Annotated in this window: 17 protein-coding genes; 10 read left to right on the top strand and 7 right to left on the bottom strand. The window is 58.8% G+C overall.

What is annotated here, in order from left to right:
- Positions 1–7: 7 nt before the first annotated feature.
- Positions 8–904, bottom strand: a complete 897-nt coding sequence (locus tag ACVWYY_RS05785) for a carbohydrate ABC transporter permease (protein WP_457439843.1) — start codon at positions 902–904, stop codon at positions 8–10.
- 220 nt (positions 905–1,124) lie between these two features.
- On the opposite strand from ACVWYY_RS05785, the gene ACVWYY_RS05790 reads away from it, so the two are divergent.
- Positions 1,125–1,460 carry a YbaB/EbfC family nucleoid-associated protein gene (locus ACVWYY_RS05790; RefSeq protein ID WP_011434432.1) on the top strand — a complete coding sequence of 112 codons (336 nt, stop codon included), beginning with the start codon at positions 1,125–1,127 and terminating at the stop codon, positions 1,458–1,460.
- 35 nt (positions 1,461–1,495) lie between these two features.
- Positions 1,496–2,095, top strand: a complete 600-nt coding sequence (recR, locus tag ACVWYY_RS05795) for a recombination mediator RecR (protein ID WP_011434433.1) — start codon at positions 1,496–1,498, stop codon at positions 2,093–2,095.
- Positions 2,096–2,108: 13 nt separating this feature from the next.
- Here recR and ACVWYY_RS05800 read toward each other — a convergent pair whose 3' ends face one another.
- Positions 2,109–2,687, bottom strand: coding sequence for a hypothetical protein (locus ACVWYY_RS05800; protein WP_457439846.1), 579 nt, complete (start codon positions 2,685–2,687; stop codon positions 2,109–2,111).
- Between the two features lie 247 nt (positions 2,688–2,934).
- Between ACVWYY_RS05800 and frr the strand changes: the two genes are divergently transcribed.
- Complete coding sequence (gene frr / locus ACVWYY_RS05805) at positions 2,935–3,483, top strand: ribosome recycling factor (RefSeq protein WP_011429597.1); 549 nt, start codon at positions 2,935–2,937, stop codon at positions 3,481–3,483.
- Positions 3,484–3,718: 235 nt separating this feature from the next.
- A complete protein-coding gene (locus tag ACVWYY_RS05810; RefSeq protein ID WP_457439848.1) occupies positions 3,719–6,433 on the top strand; it encodes a CBS domain-containing protein in 2,715 nt (904 codons plus the stop codon).
- A 9-nt stretch (positions 6,434–6,442) separates the two neighbouring features.
- Here the strand turns inward: ACVWYY_RS05810 and ACVWYY_RS05815 are convergent, their stop codons facing one another.
- The 4 genes from ACVWYY_RS05815 to ACVWYY_RS05830 form a co-directional block, all read right to left on the bottom strand.
- Positions 6,443–6,949: a hypothetical protein gene (locus tag ACVWYY_RS05815; protein ID WP_011434437.1), complete on the bottom strand. Its 507-nt coding sequence runs from the start codon at positions 6,947–6,949 to the stop codon at positions 6,443–6,445.
- A gap of 92 nt (positions 6,950–7,041) precedes the next feature.
- Positions 7,042–7,983: a transglutaminase family protein gene (locus tag ACVWYY_RS05820; protein WP_457403455.1), complete on the bottom strand. Its 942-nt coding sequence runs from the start codon at positions 7,981–7,983 to the stop codon at positions 7,042–7,044.
- 422 nt (positions 7,984–8,405) lie between these two features.
- On the bottom strand, positions 8,406–9,206 hold the full coding sequence (mazG, locus tag ACVWYY_RS05825) for a nucleoside triphosphate pyrophosphohydrolase (protein ID WP_457403454.1): 801 nt from the start codon (positions 9,204–9,206) through the stop codon (positions 8,406–8,408).
- Positions 9,207–9,468: 262 nt separating this feature from the next.
- A complete protein-coding gene (locus ACVWYY_RS05830; protein ID WP_414399082.1) occupies positions 9,469–9,690 on the bottom strand; it encodes a DUF2949 domain-containing protein in 222 nt (73 codons plus the stop codon).
- Between the two features lie 510 nt (positions 9,691–10,200).
- Between ACVWYY_RS05830 and ACVWYY_RS05835 the strand changes: the two genes are divergently transcribed.
- The 4 genes from ACVWYY_RS05835 (at position 10,201) to lipA (ending at position 13,488) form a co-directional block, all read left to right on the top strand.
- Entirely contained in the window at positions 10,201–10,437 is a 237-nt protein-coding gene (locus tag ACVWYY_RS05835) for a DUF3148 domain-containing protein (protein ID WP_011429589.1), read from the top strand.
- A 230-nt stretch (positions 10,438–10,667) separates the two neighbouring features.
- Positions 10,668–11,861 (top strand): RNA-guided endonuclease InsQ/TnpB family protein, encoded by a 1,194-nt coding sequence (locus ACVWYY_RS05840; RefSeq protein ID WP_457403419.1) that lies wholly within the window; start codon positions 10,668–10,670, stop codon positions 11,859–11,861.
- 56 nt (positions 11,862–11,917) lie between these two features.
- Complete coding sequence (locus ACVWYY_RS05845) at positions 11,918–12,412, top strand: DUF4079 domain-containing protein (protein WP_011429588.1); 495 nt, start codon at positions 11,918–11,920, stop codon at positions 12,410–12,412.
- Between the two features lie 221 nt (positions 12,413–12,633).
- The gene (gene lipA, locus ACVWYY_RS05850; RefSeq protein ID WP_414424038.1) at positions 12,634–13,488 is read left to right on the top strand and encodes a lipoyl synthase; all 855 of its coding nucleotides are present in this window, start codon (positions 12,634–12,636) and stop codon (positions 13,486–13,488) included.
- Here the strand turns inward: lipA and ACVWYY_RS05855 are convergent.
- A complete protein-coding gene (locus ACVWYY_RS05855; protein ID WP_457403418.1) occupies positions 13,485–14,729 on the bottom strand; it encodes an Era-like GTP-binding protein in 1,245 nt (414 codons plus the stop codon). The genes lipA and ACVWYY_RS05855 overlap by 4 nt on opposite strands.
- Before the next feature lie 134 nt (positions 14,730–14,863).
- On the opposite strand from ACVWYY_RS05855, the gene ACVWYY_RS05860 reads away from it, so the two are divergent.
- Complete coding sequence (locus ACVWYY_RS05860) at positions 14,864–15,013, top strand: hypothetical protein (RefSeq protein WP_011429585.1); 150 nt, start codon at positions 14,864–14,866, stop codon at positions 15,011–15,013.
- 376 nt (positions 15,014–15,389) lie between these two features.
- A complete protein-coding gene (locus ACVWYY_RS05865; RefSeq protein ID WP_457403417.1) occupies positions 15,390–17,339 on the top strand; it encodes an acetate--CoA ligase family protein in 1,950 nt (649 codons plus the stop codon).
- The last annotated feature ends 178 nt before the right edge of the window (positions 17,340–17,517 follow it).

Below are 17,517 nucleotides of genomic sequence, written 5' to 3' on the forward strand. Positions count from 1 at the left end.
TAAGGGCTTACTTGTCGCGATTGAGGGCTAACCCGCTCATGAAGGGCTTCTGCAGCGCAATAAACACCAGCAGCGGCGGGATACTGGCGATGATCGCCCCCAGCATCATGGGGCCATAGGAGGCCGAGCTATCCAGATTGAGCAGGGATTGCAGCCCCACCTGCACCACTTGTCGCTCTCGGCCTTGCACGATCAAGCGGGGCCACAGGTACATATTCCAAGCGTAAACGAAGTGAATCACCGCCTGCGCCCCGATGGCGTTCCAGCTCAAGGGGATCAGCACCTGGGTGAGAAATTGCAGCGGGTTGGCCCCGTCCAGTTGGGCCGCCTCCGCCAGCTCGCGGGGAATGTTGGAAAAATGCTGGCGAAACAAAAACGTGGCCGTGGCGCTGGCCAGAAAGGGCACGATTAAAGCGTAGTAGGTGGATCCCCAGCCCAAGTTGGTGACCAACCGCAGCAGGGCAATGATCAAGATTTCTGTGGGCATCATCAGCGTGATCAGCACAAAGCCAAAGGCCAGCCCTTTGCCGGGAAAGCGGAAGTACACAAAGGCCAGCCCGGCTAGCAGCGACAAAATCGTCTTGCCCACGGTGATCGCCACCGCCACGATGGTGCTGTTGACCATGTAGTGGCCCAAGTGCCGCGCCACCATCACCTGATGCCAGTTGAAGGCAAAAGAGGAGCCAAAGGTCAATTGATAGCGGAACACCTCGGCATTGTTCTGGGTGCTCACGAGCAGGGCGTACAACACCGGAAATCCCAGAACCAAGCAGGCCAGCACCAGGCCCAAATGCACATACCAACGCTCCGGGATCCAGCGCCGCCAACGCCAGGGAGAAGGCTCCACCCGAGTTGAACTGGGCTGGGCTACTTGAGATCGGGGATCCTGCAACAGTTGGGCCATGGCACCTCCGGACAGCAAACGCTGATGAGCAGATGGAGTTTCTGGGTCGATCTTCGGCTTCTCTTGAGAGGATAATCCGCCAGAGTTAAGGGCAACCTAAGGAAGACCGGTCGCGTTAGCGGTGCAAGCACCTCTGCCCAGACTTGCGAGTGCTTTCACCGGCGATGGGGAAACGGGTAGAGTAGAACAGCAGTATCTGGATAACCCAAGAGAGGATCCCATGACTCGAGGCTTTGGCCCCTTCGGCAAAATCCAAGAAGCGCTCAAGAAAGCCCAAGAGGTGCGCGATGGCGCCCAAAGGCTGCAAAAAGAGCTGGAAGAGATGGAGATCGTCGGCGAAGCCGGCAATGGGCTGGTGAAAGTGACGGTCAACGGCAACCAAGAACCTCTCAAAGTCTCTCTGGATCCCCAAGTGCTCCAGGAGTCGGTGGATGTGGTAGAAGACTTGCTCCTGACAGCAATGGTGAACGCCTACACCCAATCTGCCGAGACGATGCGCAAACGCATGGAAGAGCTGACCGGAAACATCAGTCTGCCGGGGTTGGGACTGGGTTGAGCCCCACTTGCTTAACCTCGCTTGCTTAACTCTGTATGTACACTCGCCCCTTGGCTCGCCTCATCGAAGAGCTGCAACGGCTGCCCGGCATTGGCTCCAAAACCGCTCAGCGCCTAGCTCTCCACTTGATCAACCGGCCTGCCGGCGAGATCGAGGCCCTGGCCAAAGCCCTGCTGGAAGCCAAGCAGACGGTTCGGCACTGTTCCATCTGCTTCAACTGGTCAGCGGAGGATCCCTGTGAGATTTGCCGTTCGCCACAGCGGGATCCCTCGCTGTGGTGCGTGGTGGCCGATGTCAAAGATTTGATTGCGATGGAACGCACCCGCGAGTTCAAGGGGCTTTACCACGTTTTGGGTGGCCTCATCTCCCCCATGAACGGGATCGGGGTCGATCAACTGCACATCCGCGAGCTGGTGGCTCGGGTGGCACGGGAAAAACCGCAGGAGCTGATCTTTGCCATCAGCCCCAGCGTAGAGGGGGAAGTAACCATGCACGTGGTCAAGGATTACCTGAAGCCGGTTGCCCCCACCTTGCGCATGACCCGCCTGGCCTTCGGCCTGCCCATGGGATCCGAGCTGGAATATGCCGACGAGGTTACCCTGGCCCGTGCCTTGGAAGCGCGGCAGGAGTTGTGAGCCGCTCAGCCCCTCAATCGCAGCCGGTTACCCCCTCCGCGCAGTAGGTGCTCCACCAGGGGTTGAAGTTGGCAGGATCCTCCGGCAGAGTGCTGATATTCAGAAGTTCCTGGAAGCTGCTGTTGCGGCCTCCGTAGCGCAGGTGCATATGCACCGGATCCCCGTGGGGTGCCCGCAGAATCACATAGGTGAAGGTCTCGCAACTGGCGTCTGCTCCAGGCCGCAACTGAAACAGATCCCAGATGGAACTGAGGGAACGATCGGGGTAGTAGAAGGGATCCGGCGCAGCCCCCCGATAGGCGTAGCGACAATTTTCCGCCAGGGGCTTTTTCCCCTCCAGATCGGCGTAGAAGGAGAAGAACTCCATCTTCTCGAACTTCACCCGCTTCGGATTGCGCGGATCGTTGGCAGATTGTTCCAGGGACGTATCCAGAGTGAAAACACCATCAATTCCCAGGTAGGGCACTTTATAGGCGTTGGGGGACACAATCTGCAACTCCAAGGCTGCCGCAGCCGCTCCAAAACCCAGGAGACTCAAGCTGCCGATCAGCCAGGTTAGGGCCGTTGAAGAACCAATTTGGCGAGAGAGCATAAAACTTTGTTGTGCCTGTGTTGTGCAGTAAACTGCAGAGCAGTTTAGGGGAAGCTTTGAGCTCGTACCATCCCACTGGGGGGCATCTGGCGAGAAATTCGCCGACTGCAGGTGCAGCTCTGAGGAACGGGATCCCATCTGGATCCCAACAAGGCAGTAAAATTGAGGTCAGGCTCACCGTAGAGGGGCCAGGTTTGCTGCCAGAGCCTGATATCTGGAAACTGATTTTGAAAGCGAGGAAAACCCCGTGGAGCTAGCTGAGATTGAGGAGTTGATGAACAAAGCTGTGCAAGCCACACAGCGCTCCTTTAATACGGTGCGCACCGGGCGGGCCAATTCCAGCCTGCTGGATCGCATTCAGGTGGAGTACTACGGCGTGCCCACTCCCCTCAAGGCCCTGGCCAGCCTCACCACGCCAGACTCCAGCACTCTCTTGATCCAGCCTTTTGATCCCTCGACCCTGGCGGCCATTGAGCGGGCCATTGTTGCCTCTGACCTGGGTCTAACCCCCAGCAACGACGGCAAGGTGGTGCGGCTCACCATTCCCCCCCTGACGGAAGAGCGCCGCAAAGAGCTGAGCAAACAGGTGGCCAAGCTAGCCGAAGAGGGGCGAGTCTCAATCCGCAACATCCGGCGGGATGGCATTGACTCGGTGCGCAAGCGAGAGAAAAATGGCGAGCTGTCTGAAGATGAGTCCAAAAGCTTGCAGGATGCCATCCAGAAACTAACTGACCGCTACATTAAGAAGATCGATGAGCTGCTGGCAGAAAAAGAAAAGGAGCTGACGACCCTGTGAAGGCTCCTTGCTGGCATCCTCCCCACTCTACTGGATTGCTTCTGCGCAGCGGTAGGACGGGGTTATGACCCAATTTTTTGATAAAAACCCGGACACCCGTCCTGAAACTTAGCTTCGAGGTTTTCACTTGCCCCTCGGAGTTGAGCAGCCCTTCATTTCTTCTTGTCCGATTCCAACAAGAGGGATCCTGGCTTGGGCCAGGATGGAAGAGCGGAATACGACAAACCTTGCCGCAATGGATCTGGTCCTGTGCCATCAATCGGCGGATTTCGACACCCTGGGGGCGGCGGTGGGAGCGGCCCGCCTGTATCCGGGTGCCCGCATTGCCTTGACCGGGGGATCCCTGCCGGGGGTGCAGGAGTTTTTGGCCTTGTACCGAGATGAATTTCCCCTCATCGAGCTGCGCTCTGTGGATCCGGGACAGGTGCAGCGGTGGATTGTGGTGGACTGTCACGATCCGGATCGCTTGGGCAAAGCTGCCGCTTGGTTGAGCGTCCCCGGCGCGCAGATTGAGATTTTCGACCATCACCCCAGTCCACTGGATAACTTTTGGCCGCAGCAGCAGGTCAACAGCCATATCGAGGCCGTGGGGGCCACCTGTACCTTGCTGGTGGAGCGGCTGCAGGCTGCTGGGATCCCTCTCAGCCCTTTTGAGCGGCTGGCGCTGGCTTTGGGCATTCACATGGATACGGGATCCCTGACCTTCCCGGAGACCACCGCCCGCGATGCTGCTGCCCTGAGCTGGCTGTTGCAGCAGGGGGTGAACCTGGTCTTGTTGCGGCGCTTTTTGGGGGATGGCCTCACCCCAGAGATGCGCGAGCTGCTCAGCCAGGGGCTGGCCCAGATGCAGGTGCAGCAGGTGGGGGAGTATCGCCTGGGAGAATGGCTGCTGGAGCTGCCGGAGTTTGTGCCCGGCTTGGCCGGCCTGGTGATGCGGCTGATGGATCTGACGGGAGTGGATGTGCTGCTCTTGGTGGCGCGGCAGGGGGAGCGGCTCAGCCTGATCGGGCGGGCGCGGCAGGAGTTTGCCCAGTTGGGCAGGGTGATGGCCCTCTACGGCGGCGGTGGACACGATTGTGCTGCAGCAGCCACGTTAAAAGCCAGCCCAGAGCAGCCTTTGCCCGACCCGGCCCAAGTCATGGCGGCCCTCAGGCAGGCTGTCCAAGAGCGGATCCCGCCCCCGGTGACGGCCAAAGATTTGATGTCGGCTCCGGTGCGCACCATCCGACCGGAGATCACCATCGACGAGGCCCAGCGGGTGCTGCTGCGCTACGGCCATTCCGGCCTGGTGGTGGTGGACGCTCAAGGTCGCCTGGTGGGGGTGATCTCGCGGCGGGATATCGATATCGCCCTGCATCACGGGTTTGGCCATGCCCCCGTCAAGGGCTACATGACCACCGACGTGAAAACCCTCTCCCCCGACACCCCCTTGGCGGAGATTCAGCGGTTGATGGTGCAGTGGGATATTGGCCGCCTGCCGGTTCTCCAGGATGGACAGTTGGTGGGCATTGTAACTCGCACCGATGTGTTGCGGCACCTACACGAGTTGCCGGCCCTCTCACCGCAGTTGGCTTTGCCCACCCTTTCCTGCCCTTTGGATCTCACCTTCGCCGCTCTTTCGGAGCGGCATCGACAGTTGCTGGAGCAGGCCGCCCGCCTCGCCGATGAAAAGGGCCTGAGGTTGTATCTGGTAGGGGGAACGGTGCGGGATCTGCTGCTGCATCGGTGGGGACGGCAGCCCTCACCCAACCTGGAGCGGCTGGATCTGGACTTGGTGGTGGATGGGCCCTACTCTCCGGCCCTGGATGGGATCGATCCCCCGGGCTGGGGCTTGATTTTGGGACAAGCGCTCAAACAGCACTTCCCAGAAGCGCGGCTGGAGATCCACGGCAAATTCCAAACGGCGGCCTTGATCTGGCCAGGAGGCTTTTGTGTGGATATCGCCAGCGCCCGCACGGAGTTTTATCCCTACCCGGCCTCTCCCCCCGAAGTGGCCATGGGATCCATTCAGCAAGACCTCTATCGGCGGGATTTTTCCATCAACGCCTTGGCCTTGCGCCTCAACGGCCCCCAGCGAGGACAGGTGCTGGATTTTTTCGGCGGACAAGCAGATCTGCAACAGGGGATCATCCGGGCATTGCACCCCAACAGCTTCATCGAGGATCCCACCCGCATTTATCGGGCGGTGCGCTTTGCGGTGCGCTTGGGCTTCGCCCTGGACTCGACCACAGAAAAATGGATCCGCGCTGCCGTGGCCAGTGGTCTGCACGATGCCGTCGGCGGGGATCGCCTCAAGCAGGAGCTGGCCTACATTCTCGGATCCCGCGATTGGCCCCAAGCCTTTGAGCGGCTGGCAGAATGGGGGGCTTTGCGCTGTATTCACCCCGACCTGGAGTGGGATCCCTCCCTGTGCCGGCGGTTGCAACGGGTGGGCCGCTGGGCTTATCACTTTCGCCGCCGCTATCCTGAGCTGGGATCCCAGGAGATCTGGCAACTGCGCCTAGAGGCTCTCCTCCTCACGCTGCCCCAAGCCCCCCAGGTGGCCAGCCAACTCCACCTCACCCAAGCAGGCATCGAACGCCTCAGCCATTCCTCCTATTACCAAACCCTGTTGGCCCAATTGGATCCCGGCACCCTCTCTCCGGCCCAGGTGGTGCAACTGCTGCAGGGGCTGCGGATCCCGGCGGTGATTTTGTTGGCTGGGATCGCCCCCAAGCCGGCCCGGCGGCTGATCTGGCGCTATTTGCAGGAGTGGTACTGGGTAAAGCCGCTGCTCAACGGCCACGATCTGCGTCGTCTGGGTTATAAGCCAGGTCGCCCCTTCCAAGCCATTTTGGAGCAACTGCGTTGCCTCACCCTGAACGGCGAACTCACCACCCCGGCAGAAGCTGAAGCCTGGCTACAAGAACACTTCCCCCTGCCGCAAGCTCAATACCGAGGAAGAAAGTAGAAGGGCAAATCAGTCGAAATAGAAGAGAGTGACCAACTTGTGTTGTTCCTCAGCATGCTTGCAGGCATCCAGCAGCGTGACGCTGTCGTGGAAGACAAAGCAGATCAACTGCTGGCACTTGCTGATGATCTCCAGGTTGCACAGGCGGCTGGCCTCCGCCAAGGGAAGATGGTCGTTTTCCGGATGCTCCACCAGATGCAGCACCTGCTCCAGGCTGGCCCGCGACTCTGCCGGCTGTCGCTCCAAACTCTGCGGCAAGATCACCGTCAAGGACTTCATGTCCGCCCGCATCGCCCCCCGAATGACGGCCAAGTTGGTGCCAATGGCCCCAGAGGTGAGGATCTGATTGCCGGTAAGGGCCAGGGCATAACTGAGGGTCTCGATCAAATACTGATGGGTAATGGGCACATGACGACTGCCCAGGATGGCCACTCGCTTCGGCCCAACTTGCTGAATGGCGGCCAACTCCTGCAAAAACGTATCAACGCTGGTGGGGACATCAATAGACTGGGTCAACGGGATCCCTCGGCAGATTCTCTAGATCTTGGCTAGGCTATGCTATCTCAAATTTCCGCTTTGGGATCCGGCCAAGTTGACGCTCTACAACTTCAGCTCCGCACTTTTGGTGAAGTGCTAAGGCTGTCTGCAGCAAGCTGGGCTTGGCTTTGCGCAGAAGATCCCGCCTGAATGTGGATGGTGTAGCTCATGCTGCTGTGAACGCCCCTGCCCAGCCAATGGCCGTAAATGGGGGCAGCATCTCTGGGATAAGCGCTGGCCGCCAAAGCCACATGACCATCGGCCACGGCCAACCCCTGGGTGGGATCAAAGCCCCGCCAACCGGCCCCCGGCAAGTACACCTCCGCCCAAGCGTGCAAATGACGGCGCACAGGCTCTGGGGGTTCTCCACCCCTGCTCTCCCCCGAAGGCTGCGAGGGGCTGACCTGGTAGCCACTGACAAAGCGCGCGGCCAAGCCTACCGTACGGCAGACCTCCATGAACACCAGGGCCAAATCGCGGCAGGCTCCGGTTTTGCGATGCCAGGTCAAGCCGGCAGGCCAGGGATCCCCCTTTTCCCGCAAGATGTGGCGGCATTCTGAATAGATGCGCTGGTTCAGCGCCGGCAGAAAAGCTGTCGTTTCCCCCTGCACGTGATCCCATAGCTCCCAGGCCAAGGCCTGGATGCCGGGATCCGCCTGAGCCGTCAGATAAGGCTGTAATTGGGCTGCCAGCGTGCTGGGATAGTCGATGGGGAGATGGGTGGCCCAATCGCAGAGCAGGTAGTCGAAGGGATTCTGCCGCAGGGTGAGCACCGTGGCCTGAGTTTGGATGCGCAAGTGCTCGGTGGGATCCCCAAACCAGAGCCGAACCGCCGCGTTGCCCTCCAGGTCCACCAGCGCCGATTGGCCCACCGGCTGCGGATCCACCTGCAACTCAAAAGCCAGGAGAGTTTGGATCCCGTCGCAGCGCGGTCGCAATCGCACCGTGTGGGGCTCCAGTTGGACTGGACGACTGTAGCGATATTCGATGAGATGGCGGATCTGAATTTGCACAGGCCAAATGACGGGCAAGAGGTTTCACCACAGGCAGCCGAGCCTTGAGATCAGGTAACCCAAACTGCTCTCGAATCAAAGCCAGGAGGTAGCTGTATCCTCTGCCGGGGAGCTTTGAAACTTTATCTGAGTTTGAGATCTCCGAGAGCTCTGCCCTACCTCCCCAATCATCGAAACCTTCAGCTTAGAGCGAATATACTCCCCGGCCCGTACAGGAGCATAGCGAGGGGGGTTTGCTGCATTCTGGCATGTGGGCAGGCATTCAATCCAAGCCCCAGCCTGCTCAAGGAAAGAAACTGGAGACATAGCCGACATAGAGACAGGTGCTCAGAACAGCTCCTACCCTACAAAGAGAACTTGCCCCAAGACTGTGTGGGCGGATACCCCCTCAAAGCCAGCGCCAGCTCAACCCCATATCCAAACTAGGGATATTCTTGCTTGGCCTGTTGCCAGAGGACTTCCAGCTCCTGGAAACTGCGTCCTTTCAGAAGGGAGCTTATGCCATCGCCGGGCAGGGATCCCGCTGGTTCCTGAGCCAGCTCTTCCATGCGCAAAAAACGGCGAGCAAAGCGCAGGTTGGTTTGGGTTAGAGCTTGGGCAGCATCCAAACCATACCAACGGCCCAAGTTGACCAGGGCAAAAAGCAGATCCCCCAGTTCGGCTTCCTGCCGAGTTGGATCGGGGGGATCCCTCTCCAATTCTCGACGCAGCTCGGCTTCTTCCTCGCGGATCTTGGCCCAGATCCCCTCCACCGTTGGCCACTCAAACCCTGCCCCCACCACTTTGCAGGAAATTTTCAGGGCAGCCATTAGGGGAGGCAAACTTTGGGCATAGTGCAGCAGTTTTTGGCCAAGGCTTTGATCCGGTCGCTCCCCTTGCTTGATCTGTTCCCAAGAGCGGTGCAACTCCGGAAGGTCTGCCGGCACAGCATCCCCAAACACATGGGGGTGACGGCGGATGAGCTTATCGGCAATTCCCGCAGCCACAGCTTCCAGATCAAAGTGGTTCTGCTCGGCAAAGATCTGAGACTGCAACACCACCTGCAACAACAAATCCCCCAGCTCTTCGGCAATTGCTGCCGGATCCCCGGCTCGAATGGCAGCTACCGTCTCATACGCTTCTTCAAGAATGTAGGGGGTAAGAGACTCTGGAGTTTGGGCCCGATCCCAAGGACACCCGTCGGGAGCGCGCAACCGAGCAACAATAGCCGCCAAACGACTCATGTGTGAGCTAGAGGCGGAACGCTCCAGATAAAGGTGGGCAAAATGGCCCGTCGCTTGAGGATCCCAGCTTTGGAGCGTCAATGGGCCGGCCACCACCTCCAAGTCTTCTGTTAGCAACGTAACAGACTGGACAGGAGAACAGATCTGTTGCAAAACACTGCGCAGCTTCGCCAGATCCTGGCCCCCACAGCTTTTCAGCAGCAGGGATCCCTGCTCAGCAGCGAACCACCGAGCCAGAGCCTGTTGCCAGTTGGGCTGAAGACTATCCAGCGTTTGCAGCATGATCAAAAGGGTAGGCGCGGCCCAAATCCAAAAGGCGGCTGAGCTGCTCCAGATCGATGAAACTCAACTCCAAAAGGATCATCAGCAACGGCCCTTGCTGGCGATGCTGCAGCTTCTTGGCCAGGCTCAGTTGAGAACGGTCGATGATGCCCGTTTGCAAGAGATATTCCTCAAGGGCTGGGGGGGGAATGGGATCTAGCATGGTCGTTTCGCAGCGCTGAAGTAAGGACGACTATGAAAACTGAGAAGATAGCAAACCAATGTAACTATTCTTAACACTTCTACAGAATTTCGGCAAAGATCTGGCTGGTGCGTAGGCCGAAGGCGAGCTTGCTAAGCGCTGCGCCCACAGCTCCAGGACAAGAGAACCCCTAAATTGCCTCGGCAAATGAGGTTTCCGTATCCAAGGACACAAAAAATGGGTACCAAGAGTTCATGGTATGGTAGCAAATTGGCGATCAGTTGGCAGCACCCCGAAAGGCCGACTGCTTTTTCTTTGTGGGAAAAACCAACTCACCTTGCAAGATGTTACCTTTTTATCTCGTTGAATCCTCGTGCTTGATAAAAATCTTACAACAATTCTTCGGGGATCCAATCTGTTCGGCTCCTCTGGGATCTGCCCTAATGCTGTCATCCTGCTCGGGTTCGGTTTTGGGCATACATCGTCCTACGTTCAGCTAAGCTAGAGACACTTGCCACATGGACTCCCGTTATGTCTGAAGCCCAGGGTTTACTGCCAGTGGGGGCAACGGTTCAAGTGGTGGAGATGCCTCCTTACCTAAAAACGGCTGACCCAATGCCGATGTTGCGCCCGGCCCATTTGATCCGCTTGCACGAACAAGGGGTGATCCTGCAGCGGCGGCTGTTGGGCACCTACAGTGTGCAGTTTGCCAATGGCATCTTTCTCATAGACGGAAAATATCTCGCGCCGGTGGGATCCCTGTCCTGACACGCCCATTTCTCCTCCGAGCCAGCTGGATGGGTTTGCCGGCCTTTAGATTTGGGAGCTGGCAGCTTTCTGCAGAAGCGAGCCTTCAACTGGCCGGCGGACTTTCGCGATAGCCTGAACCGCGGCTAGCCGCTTCTGACGCTTCAGCGAGCTCAGCTAGAAATCGCAGGAGCCCCGCACTGTACCCGTAGGGTCAGTGTCGGGAGGAATGCGGAAGTTACGATAGAACCATGACCCAAGTCCTGACCGTCTCCTGCAAGCTCAAGGTGTCCCAGTCGCAAGCCGCAAAGTTGGATGCGACAATGGATGCCTTTGTGCAGGCGTTGAACTGGGTCAACCAAAACACACCAGAAAAAGTAGTCAACGCAGTCAAACTCCAGTCCCTTTGCTATTACCAGATTCGCGCTCGGTTTGGCTTGTCCAGTAATCTGGCCCAGCAGGTCTGCAGACGGCTGGCCGGTGCCCGTAAAGTTGCCCGACAGAAAAACCGTCCGGTCAAAGCGTTCAAGAGAGGCTTTGCGACCTACGATGCCCGTATCTTTTCGTTCCGCGAGAAAGACTGGACGGTGTCGCTGACCACGGTTGGGGGTCGAGAGCGCTTTGGGCTGGCGATTGGCCGCTACCAGAGAGAACGGCTGGCGGGCTCCAATCCCAAATCTGCCACTCTGGTCAAGCGTAAAGACGGCTCCTACTCCATTCAGATCTGTGTGGAAACGGAACCGTGCCCACCGCAACGCACGGGTAGAGTGCTGGGGGTGGACTTGGGAAGGACAGATATTGCCCATACGTCAGAGGGGGACAACTGGAATGGACAGCAGTTGAACCGAATCCGAGACCACTACTCCCGGTTGAGGGCGGTACTCCAACGCAAAGCCAGTAAGGGCACACGCAGTTCGCGGCGCAGATGCCGTCAACTGTTGCAACGGCTGTCTGGCAAGGAGAGACGCTTTCAAGTGTGGGTCAATCATCGCATCTCCAAAGCTATTGTCTCTAGGGCAAAGGCGACAAATAGCGCTCTTGCTCTGGAAGACTTGACAGGGATTCGGGAAAGGGTCAATCAACAGCCACGCAGCAAGACAGAGCGTAGGCGGGCAAATAGTTGGGCGTTTTATCAACTCCGTCAATTTTTGGAGTACAAGGCTCTGCGTGCAGGGGTTTCTCTGGTTCTTGTGCCGCCTGCCTACACGTCGCAGACCTGCCACCGGTGTTTGCACATCCATCCCGATCCTGCGCAATCCTATCGCAGTGGAAAGAAGTTTAAGTGTGGACACTGTGGATGGGAAGGGGATGCGGATTTGAATGGTGCGAATGTGATTGCGCTTTTGGGGGCTGCTGTAAACCAGCCTAGAGGTTCGTGGTTGGCTTGCCAACTGCAGGGCTACCGAAAGCCCGCCCTGTACTGCGAAGCAGTCAGGGTCGGGTAGTTTACGTTAACTCATGTTAATTTGGGGGCGTCTTCCTCTTTCTTCCCGCGGTCTCTATGAGCATTCAACTTCCTCGCTGGCTAGAACTGGCCTTGCCTTTCTTTCATCCTGTGCTGATGATTTTGGCATTTGCGCTGGCCCTGTATGCCCTTTACCTGGGTCTGCAAGCGCGACGGGTGCGCACTGCCTCGGCAGAAGAACGCAAGGAGCTGATCAAAGGGAAGTTTGGTCAGCGGCATTTCCTCGCCGGATCCCTGTTCTTGGTGTTGATGGTGTTCGGGGCGCTGGGCGGCATGGGGGTTACCTACCTGAACAATGGCAAGCTGTTTGTTGGGCCTCACCTGCTGGCTGGGTTGGGCATTGTGGCCTTGGTGGCCAGCTCTGCGGCTCTAGCACCGCTGATGAAAGACGGGCAAAAGGTCTGGGCGCGTAATGTGCATGTCCTATTAAACGTGGTGATCCTGGCGATCTTGGGTTGGCAGGCGGTGACCGGCTTTCAGATTGTGCAGCGCATCGTCAACCAAATGCTGACCACACCCCAGGTGGCTTAATCTCCCCGAAAGACCCATGCAACCCTGAACAGGGCTGAGCTTTGGGAGGACTTTGTCCCGCTGGTGCGAGCCGAGAAGTCCGTCGACCCAAAGACTTCGGCCTCCCCTTTTCGGAACCCAGAGCTTCATCATGTCAGAATGGCAGAGCAGGCGCTGCACCCTTCGGCTGTAGAGGGGCGCAGTCTTGTTGCCGATACCCAGTTAACGCAACGGTTCTCCCTATGTCGGTTAGCCCTCTTCCCAGTTGGGTCAAGCGTTCCATCGGCAAAGCCAGCGAGACTTCAGCGGTGCAGCAGGTGATCAAGCAGCGGGGCCTGCACACCATTTGTGAGGAGGGGCGCTGTCCAAATCGAGCCGAGTGCTACAGCCAAAAAACCGCTACATTTCTGCTGATGGGAGGGATCTGTACCCGCGCCTGCTCTTTTTGCCAGGTGGCCAGTGGACGGCCCGCACCGTTGGATCCCACAGAGCCGGAGAAAGTGGCCGAGGCGGTTGAGCTGCTGGGGCTCAGCTATGTGGTACTCACCTCGGTGGCCCGCGACGATCTGCCCGACCAGGGATCCGGTCGCTTTGTGGAGGTCATCGAGGCAATTCGGCGGCGCTGCCCCGGCACCCAGATCGAGGTGCTCACCCCCGACTTTCGCGGGGATCGCGAGTGCATTGCCCGTGTGGTGGCTGCCCAGCCTGTTTGCTACAACCACAACATCGAAACGGTGCGACGCCTCTCCCAGGCAGTACGGCGCAGCTCCGGCTACGACTTGTCCTTGCGGGTTTTGCGAACGGTCAAGGAGCTGAATCCTGGATTACCCACCAAGTCTGGGCTGATGCTGGGGCATGGGGAGACCCGCGCAGAAGTGCTGGAAACTTTCCGGGATCTGCTGGCGGTGGGATGCGATCGTCTGACTCTGGGGCAATACCTACAACCTTCCTTGGCCCATCGCCCTGTGGAACGCTACTGGACTCCGGAAGAGTTTGCCGAGCTGGGCCAGATAGCCCGCCAGATGGGGTTTCGCCAGGTGCGCTCAGGGCCATTGGTGCGCAGCTCCTACCACGCTGCCGAAATGGTTGAGAACTAGGCCAGGGAGCTTGGCAGAGAGGCTGTGCAGTCTGTCATAGCCAACCTTTCCCGTCCGATCAAGGCACGAAGGCCCGCTTCCAGGCCAAACGCTTGTGCTGCAAACTGGCTGAGCACCTGCGGCGCCAGGGATCCCAGGCGATACAGGCTGACCCCCGCCACCAGACCCGGCAAGAGGCCGTTGCCCCAGCCTCCCCACAGCCAGGAACTTACTCCTTCTGCTAGCAGCAGCAAAGCCCCATTGAGCAGCAGCGGTCGCCACAGCCCCTCGCGAAAGGAGACCAGCCCCCTCCACAAGGCCGTCCGGGGTAGGTGAAGCCGCACTCCCAAGCCCAACAGCCAAAGGCCATCCAGCAGTGGGGCCAACAGCAAATCCAACCCCAGCGGAGCCAAGCCCACCACAATCCCCTTGCCGAGGGCGACAGCTTGGCCCCATTGCTCCACAAAGCGGGCATGATGCTGCCACTGTTTTTCCAAAATCTGAGCCTGAACCCGATCCAGCCGCTTCAACACATTCAAAGCCAGGAGGGATCCCGCCTCGGTTTGCAAAATCTGCAGAATTCGCCCCCGCAAGGCTTCAATTTGGGGTGCAGGCCGTTCCCATTCCAAAGTAATGCGGCCATCCGGCCAGTGGGTGCGGACTTTCAGAGGTTTTGGGCAAGCGGCCACGGTCAAAATCTCCTGCGGCGATACCCAGCCTAGGTGGCGGCTGATCTGGGCACAAATGGCCTGCAACTCCGCTTCGGAGTAGAGATCGCATTTGTTCAACACCAGCAGGATGGGCTTGTATAGAGTGCGCAGCTCCGAGAGAGCTTGGTATTCCAACTGGGTCAGGTCGGTGGCGATGACAAACACGATCAAATCCGCCGAGCGGGCCACATCCCAGGCCAACTGTTCGCGGGCTTCTCCTTCCACTTCGTTCAAACCCGGAGTATCCACCAGCCTCACCCGCCAAGGGATCCCTGGCTCCGGCTGCCACAGCAGGGATTGGGGCTGCTGAGTGACCCCATTGAGGGGGCCCACCTTCAATCGCTCCTCGCCGGTTAGGGCGTTCAGGACGGCCGACTTGCCACGGTTGACCAGCCCAAACACCGCAATGGAAAACAGCCGCGCGGTGAGGCGCTTGCGCAAAGTGGATAGAGCCCTGAACTCCGGTTGTAAATCCCGACGGCTGGCCAGAGATTGCCAATGATCCCAGCACCTTTGCAAAACGGTTTCGGCTTGGGTCAAGGGAGTGGTCATAGACAGGGGCAATGGACTAACCCTCACTCTAGAGGGAATTGCCCCTCAGGGCTAGCCGTTTCTCCCCCCCAGCGTGGGGAATCCAAACCCCACAAAATAGGGCATGATCACCCTAGGGTTCCGCCGACTTTCCTATGTTGTACCGCCTTCCCCAATCTCTGAAATGGCTTCGTGTGGGTGGATCCCATCGTTCTAAGCAAGAGCGCCAGATCGTGCGCAGCCTGCTGGCCTTTGCTGGGGCGCTGCTGGTTATGGATGTTGTGCTTCTGAGCGCCCTTCGCTAGTCCAACTTGGCAAGCCCATCGTTAGGTGATTCCGAACAAGTCTAAGTCTGAGGCATTCCTCTAGCACTGCTACAGGCAAGCACTCCCAGCCCCTTGCCCATTATGAGGAGAGGGGATCCCAGAATTGGCAAACAGTTGCACTGCAACTCGAAATAACCCCAACCCGATCAGAGGGTGGGAAGGGTTTTCCAAGTTACCAAGTTGCCTGTCAGGCAACTGTTAATTGACCAGCAAAAGGCTAGCTGGGATCCCTTATGCTGCGAGGGCAAGCCGCCGGGGATGGGGGCCGGATCGGGAATAATGGAAGCGGCCCCAGCCGGGAGAGCTGGGTTTTCCCCGCGCTGAGGTCGTTGTTTCCCTTCTCTTGAGGCCGGCTATGGTTTTGCAGGAGGCGGCGGGCGTGCCCCGCATCAACGCGCGCGAGTCGGATGTTTTCGACATTTTCAACCTGAAGCATTATCTCGGCCCTAACCCCTATCTCAATACAGCCGCTTTCACCTTCGACTTTGCCCTTACCCAGTGCCCACAGCCGCTGCCCATTGATGTCTACCTGTCCAAGGTCTGCTTCCATTTCCCCCAGTTGCAGGAGGGATCTTATCCTTCCTACGCCCACTTGTTTGCCCGGCTGGTGACGGAGGTGAACCGGTTGCAGATGGATCTCCACTTGCAGAAGTGGAGCTGTCACCTGTTTCCAGAGTATGTGCGCATCGCGGTGCAGACCTTGCATGGCCGTACCACTCGTGCCGCGGTTTATTTTGCTTGGGATTGGCTGGAAGCCATCGCCCAGGGGGAGCCCTTCGACGTTGAAGGGGAGATGCGCCGCCTGCAGCAATTGTTTCGCGACTCGGTGTACGGCGGGCCGACGGTCTATGCCCTCCTGCGGGCTGCTCACGAACGCGGGATCCCGACCTACTACCTATGGGATGAAGGGGTGATGCAGTATGGCTATGGTCGCAACCAGGTGCGAGGGGTGGCCACCACCTTTCACTGCGACAGCCATCTCGACTCTGACTTCACCACCCGCAAAGACGATTGCAAAGCCTTTCTGGCGGCGCAAGGGTTCCCCGTGCCCCAGGGAGAGGTGGTCGCCTCTTTGGCAGAAGCTTTGCAGCAAGCGCAAGAAATCGGCTATCCGGTGGTGCTCAAGCCGGTGGCCGGCCACAAGGGGATAGGGGTAACAGCAGGCATTCAAACCCCGGAAGAACTGGCCTTTGCCTACGAGGTAGCCGTGGCAGCCCTTCCCCCTGAGGAGCCCATCCGACTGATCCTGGAAAAGCATCTGCAGGGCACCGATTTTCGCCTGTTGTGTGTGGGAGGCCGCTTTGTGGCGGCCACGGAACGACGCCCCGCCTCAGTGACGGGAGATGGCCAAAGCACCATCGGGCAGCTCATCGAGCAGGCCAACCGGGATCCCGTCCGTTGGGATACCCCCACTTCTCCCCTGGGGCCGATCCAATGGGATGAGGCAATGGAGCGCTTTCTGGCAGAGCAAGGCTTGACAGTGGACAGTGTGCTGGAACCGGGGCGGACGGTCTATCTGCGCAAGGTATCCAATCTCTCGGCGGGAGGAGTGAGCCGCGATGTCACGGCCACCGTCCATCCCGACAACGTGGTTTTGGCCCAAACCATTGCCCAGCAGTTCTCGCTGGTGTGCTTGGGCATCGATGTCATTGCCCCCAGCCTGGAGCGCTCCTGGAAGGAGGGATCCCTGGGGATTATCGAGATCAATGCTGCGCCGGGTGTGCTCATGCACCAAAAACCTGCCATTGGCGCGGGAGTGGATGTGCCGGGGGCAATCCTCGACCATCTGTTTCCCAAGACGGCCCGCATCCCGATTTTGACCTTTAACCGCCTCACCTTGGCGGAGGCGCACACCTTGGTGGAGCATATTTTGTCCCACCGCCCCAACGCATGTGTGGGATCCGTCTGTCGGGAGGGCGTGCTGCTAAACCACAGCTCTAGACCCCTGCAGGGCAGCCTCTTTCGCCAGGTGAAAACCCTGCTGCGCCATCCCCAACTGGATCTGCTTTTGGCGGAAGCCGACGCAGAGACCCTGGAGCGGGAGGGCTTGGCCTACGAAGGCAGCGATCTGGTGGTGCTGCGGGATCCCTCCGATCAAGAGCTGCAAACCCTGAAACGGGATCTCAACCCCGGCGGCGCCCTCTTCCTGCAGCGGGGATCCACCCTAACTTTGACGGTGGCGGGCCAGGCGGAGCGATTTGAATTGCCGGGGACAGACCTTCAGATGGGGATCCTGCTGCGCTCCATGACCCTGCGGATCATCTGCAGAACCATTAGCCAGATGCTGAAGAACTGGTCTGGCTGAGGGGTTTTGGATTTTCTTCAGATTCTTGTAAAAGGGTAGGCAAAACAAGGGATCCCTGCTGGGGAAAAAGGCCGGCCAGCCAGTCAGCTAGAAATCGCAGGAGCCCCGCACTGTACCCGTAGGGTCAGTGCCGGGAGGAATGCGCTTTGATGAAGTACAATGAACTTATGAGCCAAGT

The organism is Thermostichus sp. MS-CIW-34 (assembly GCF_054060435.1).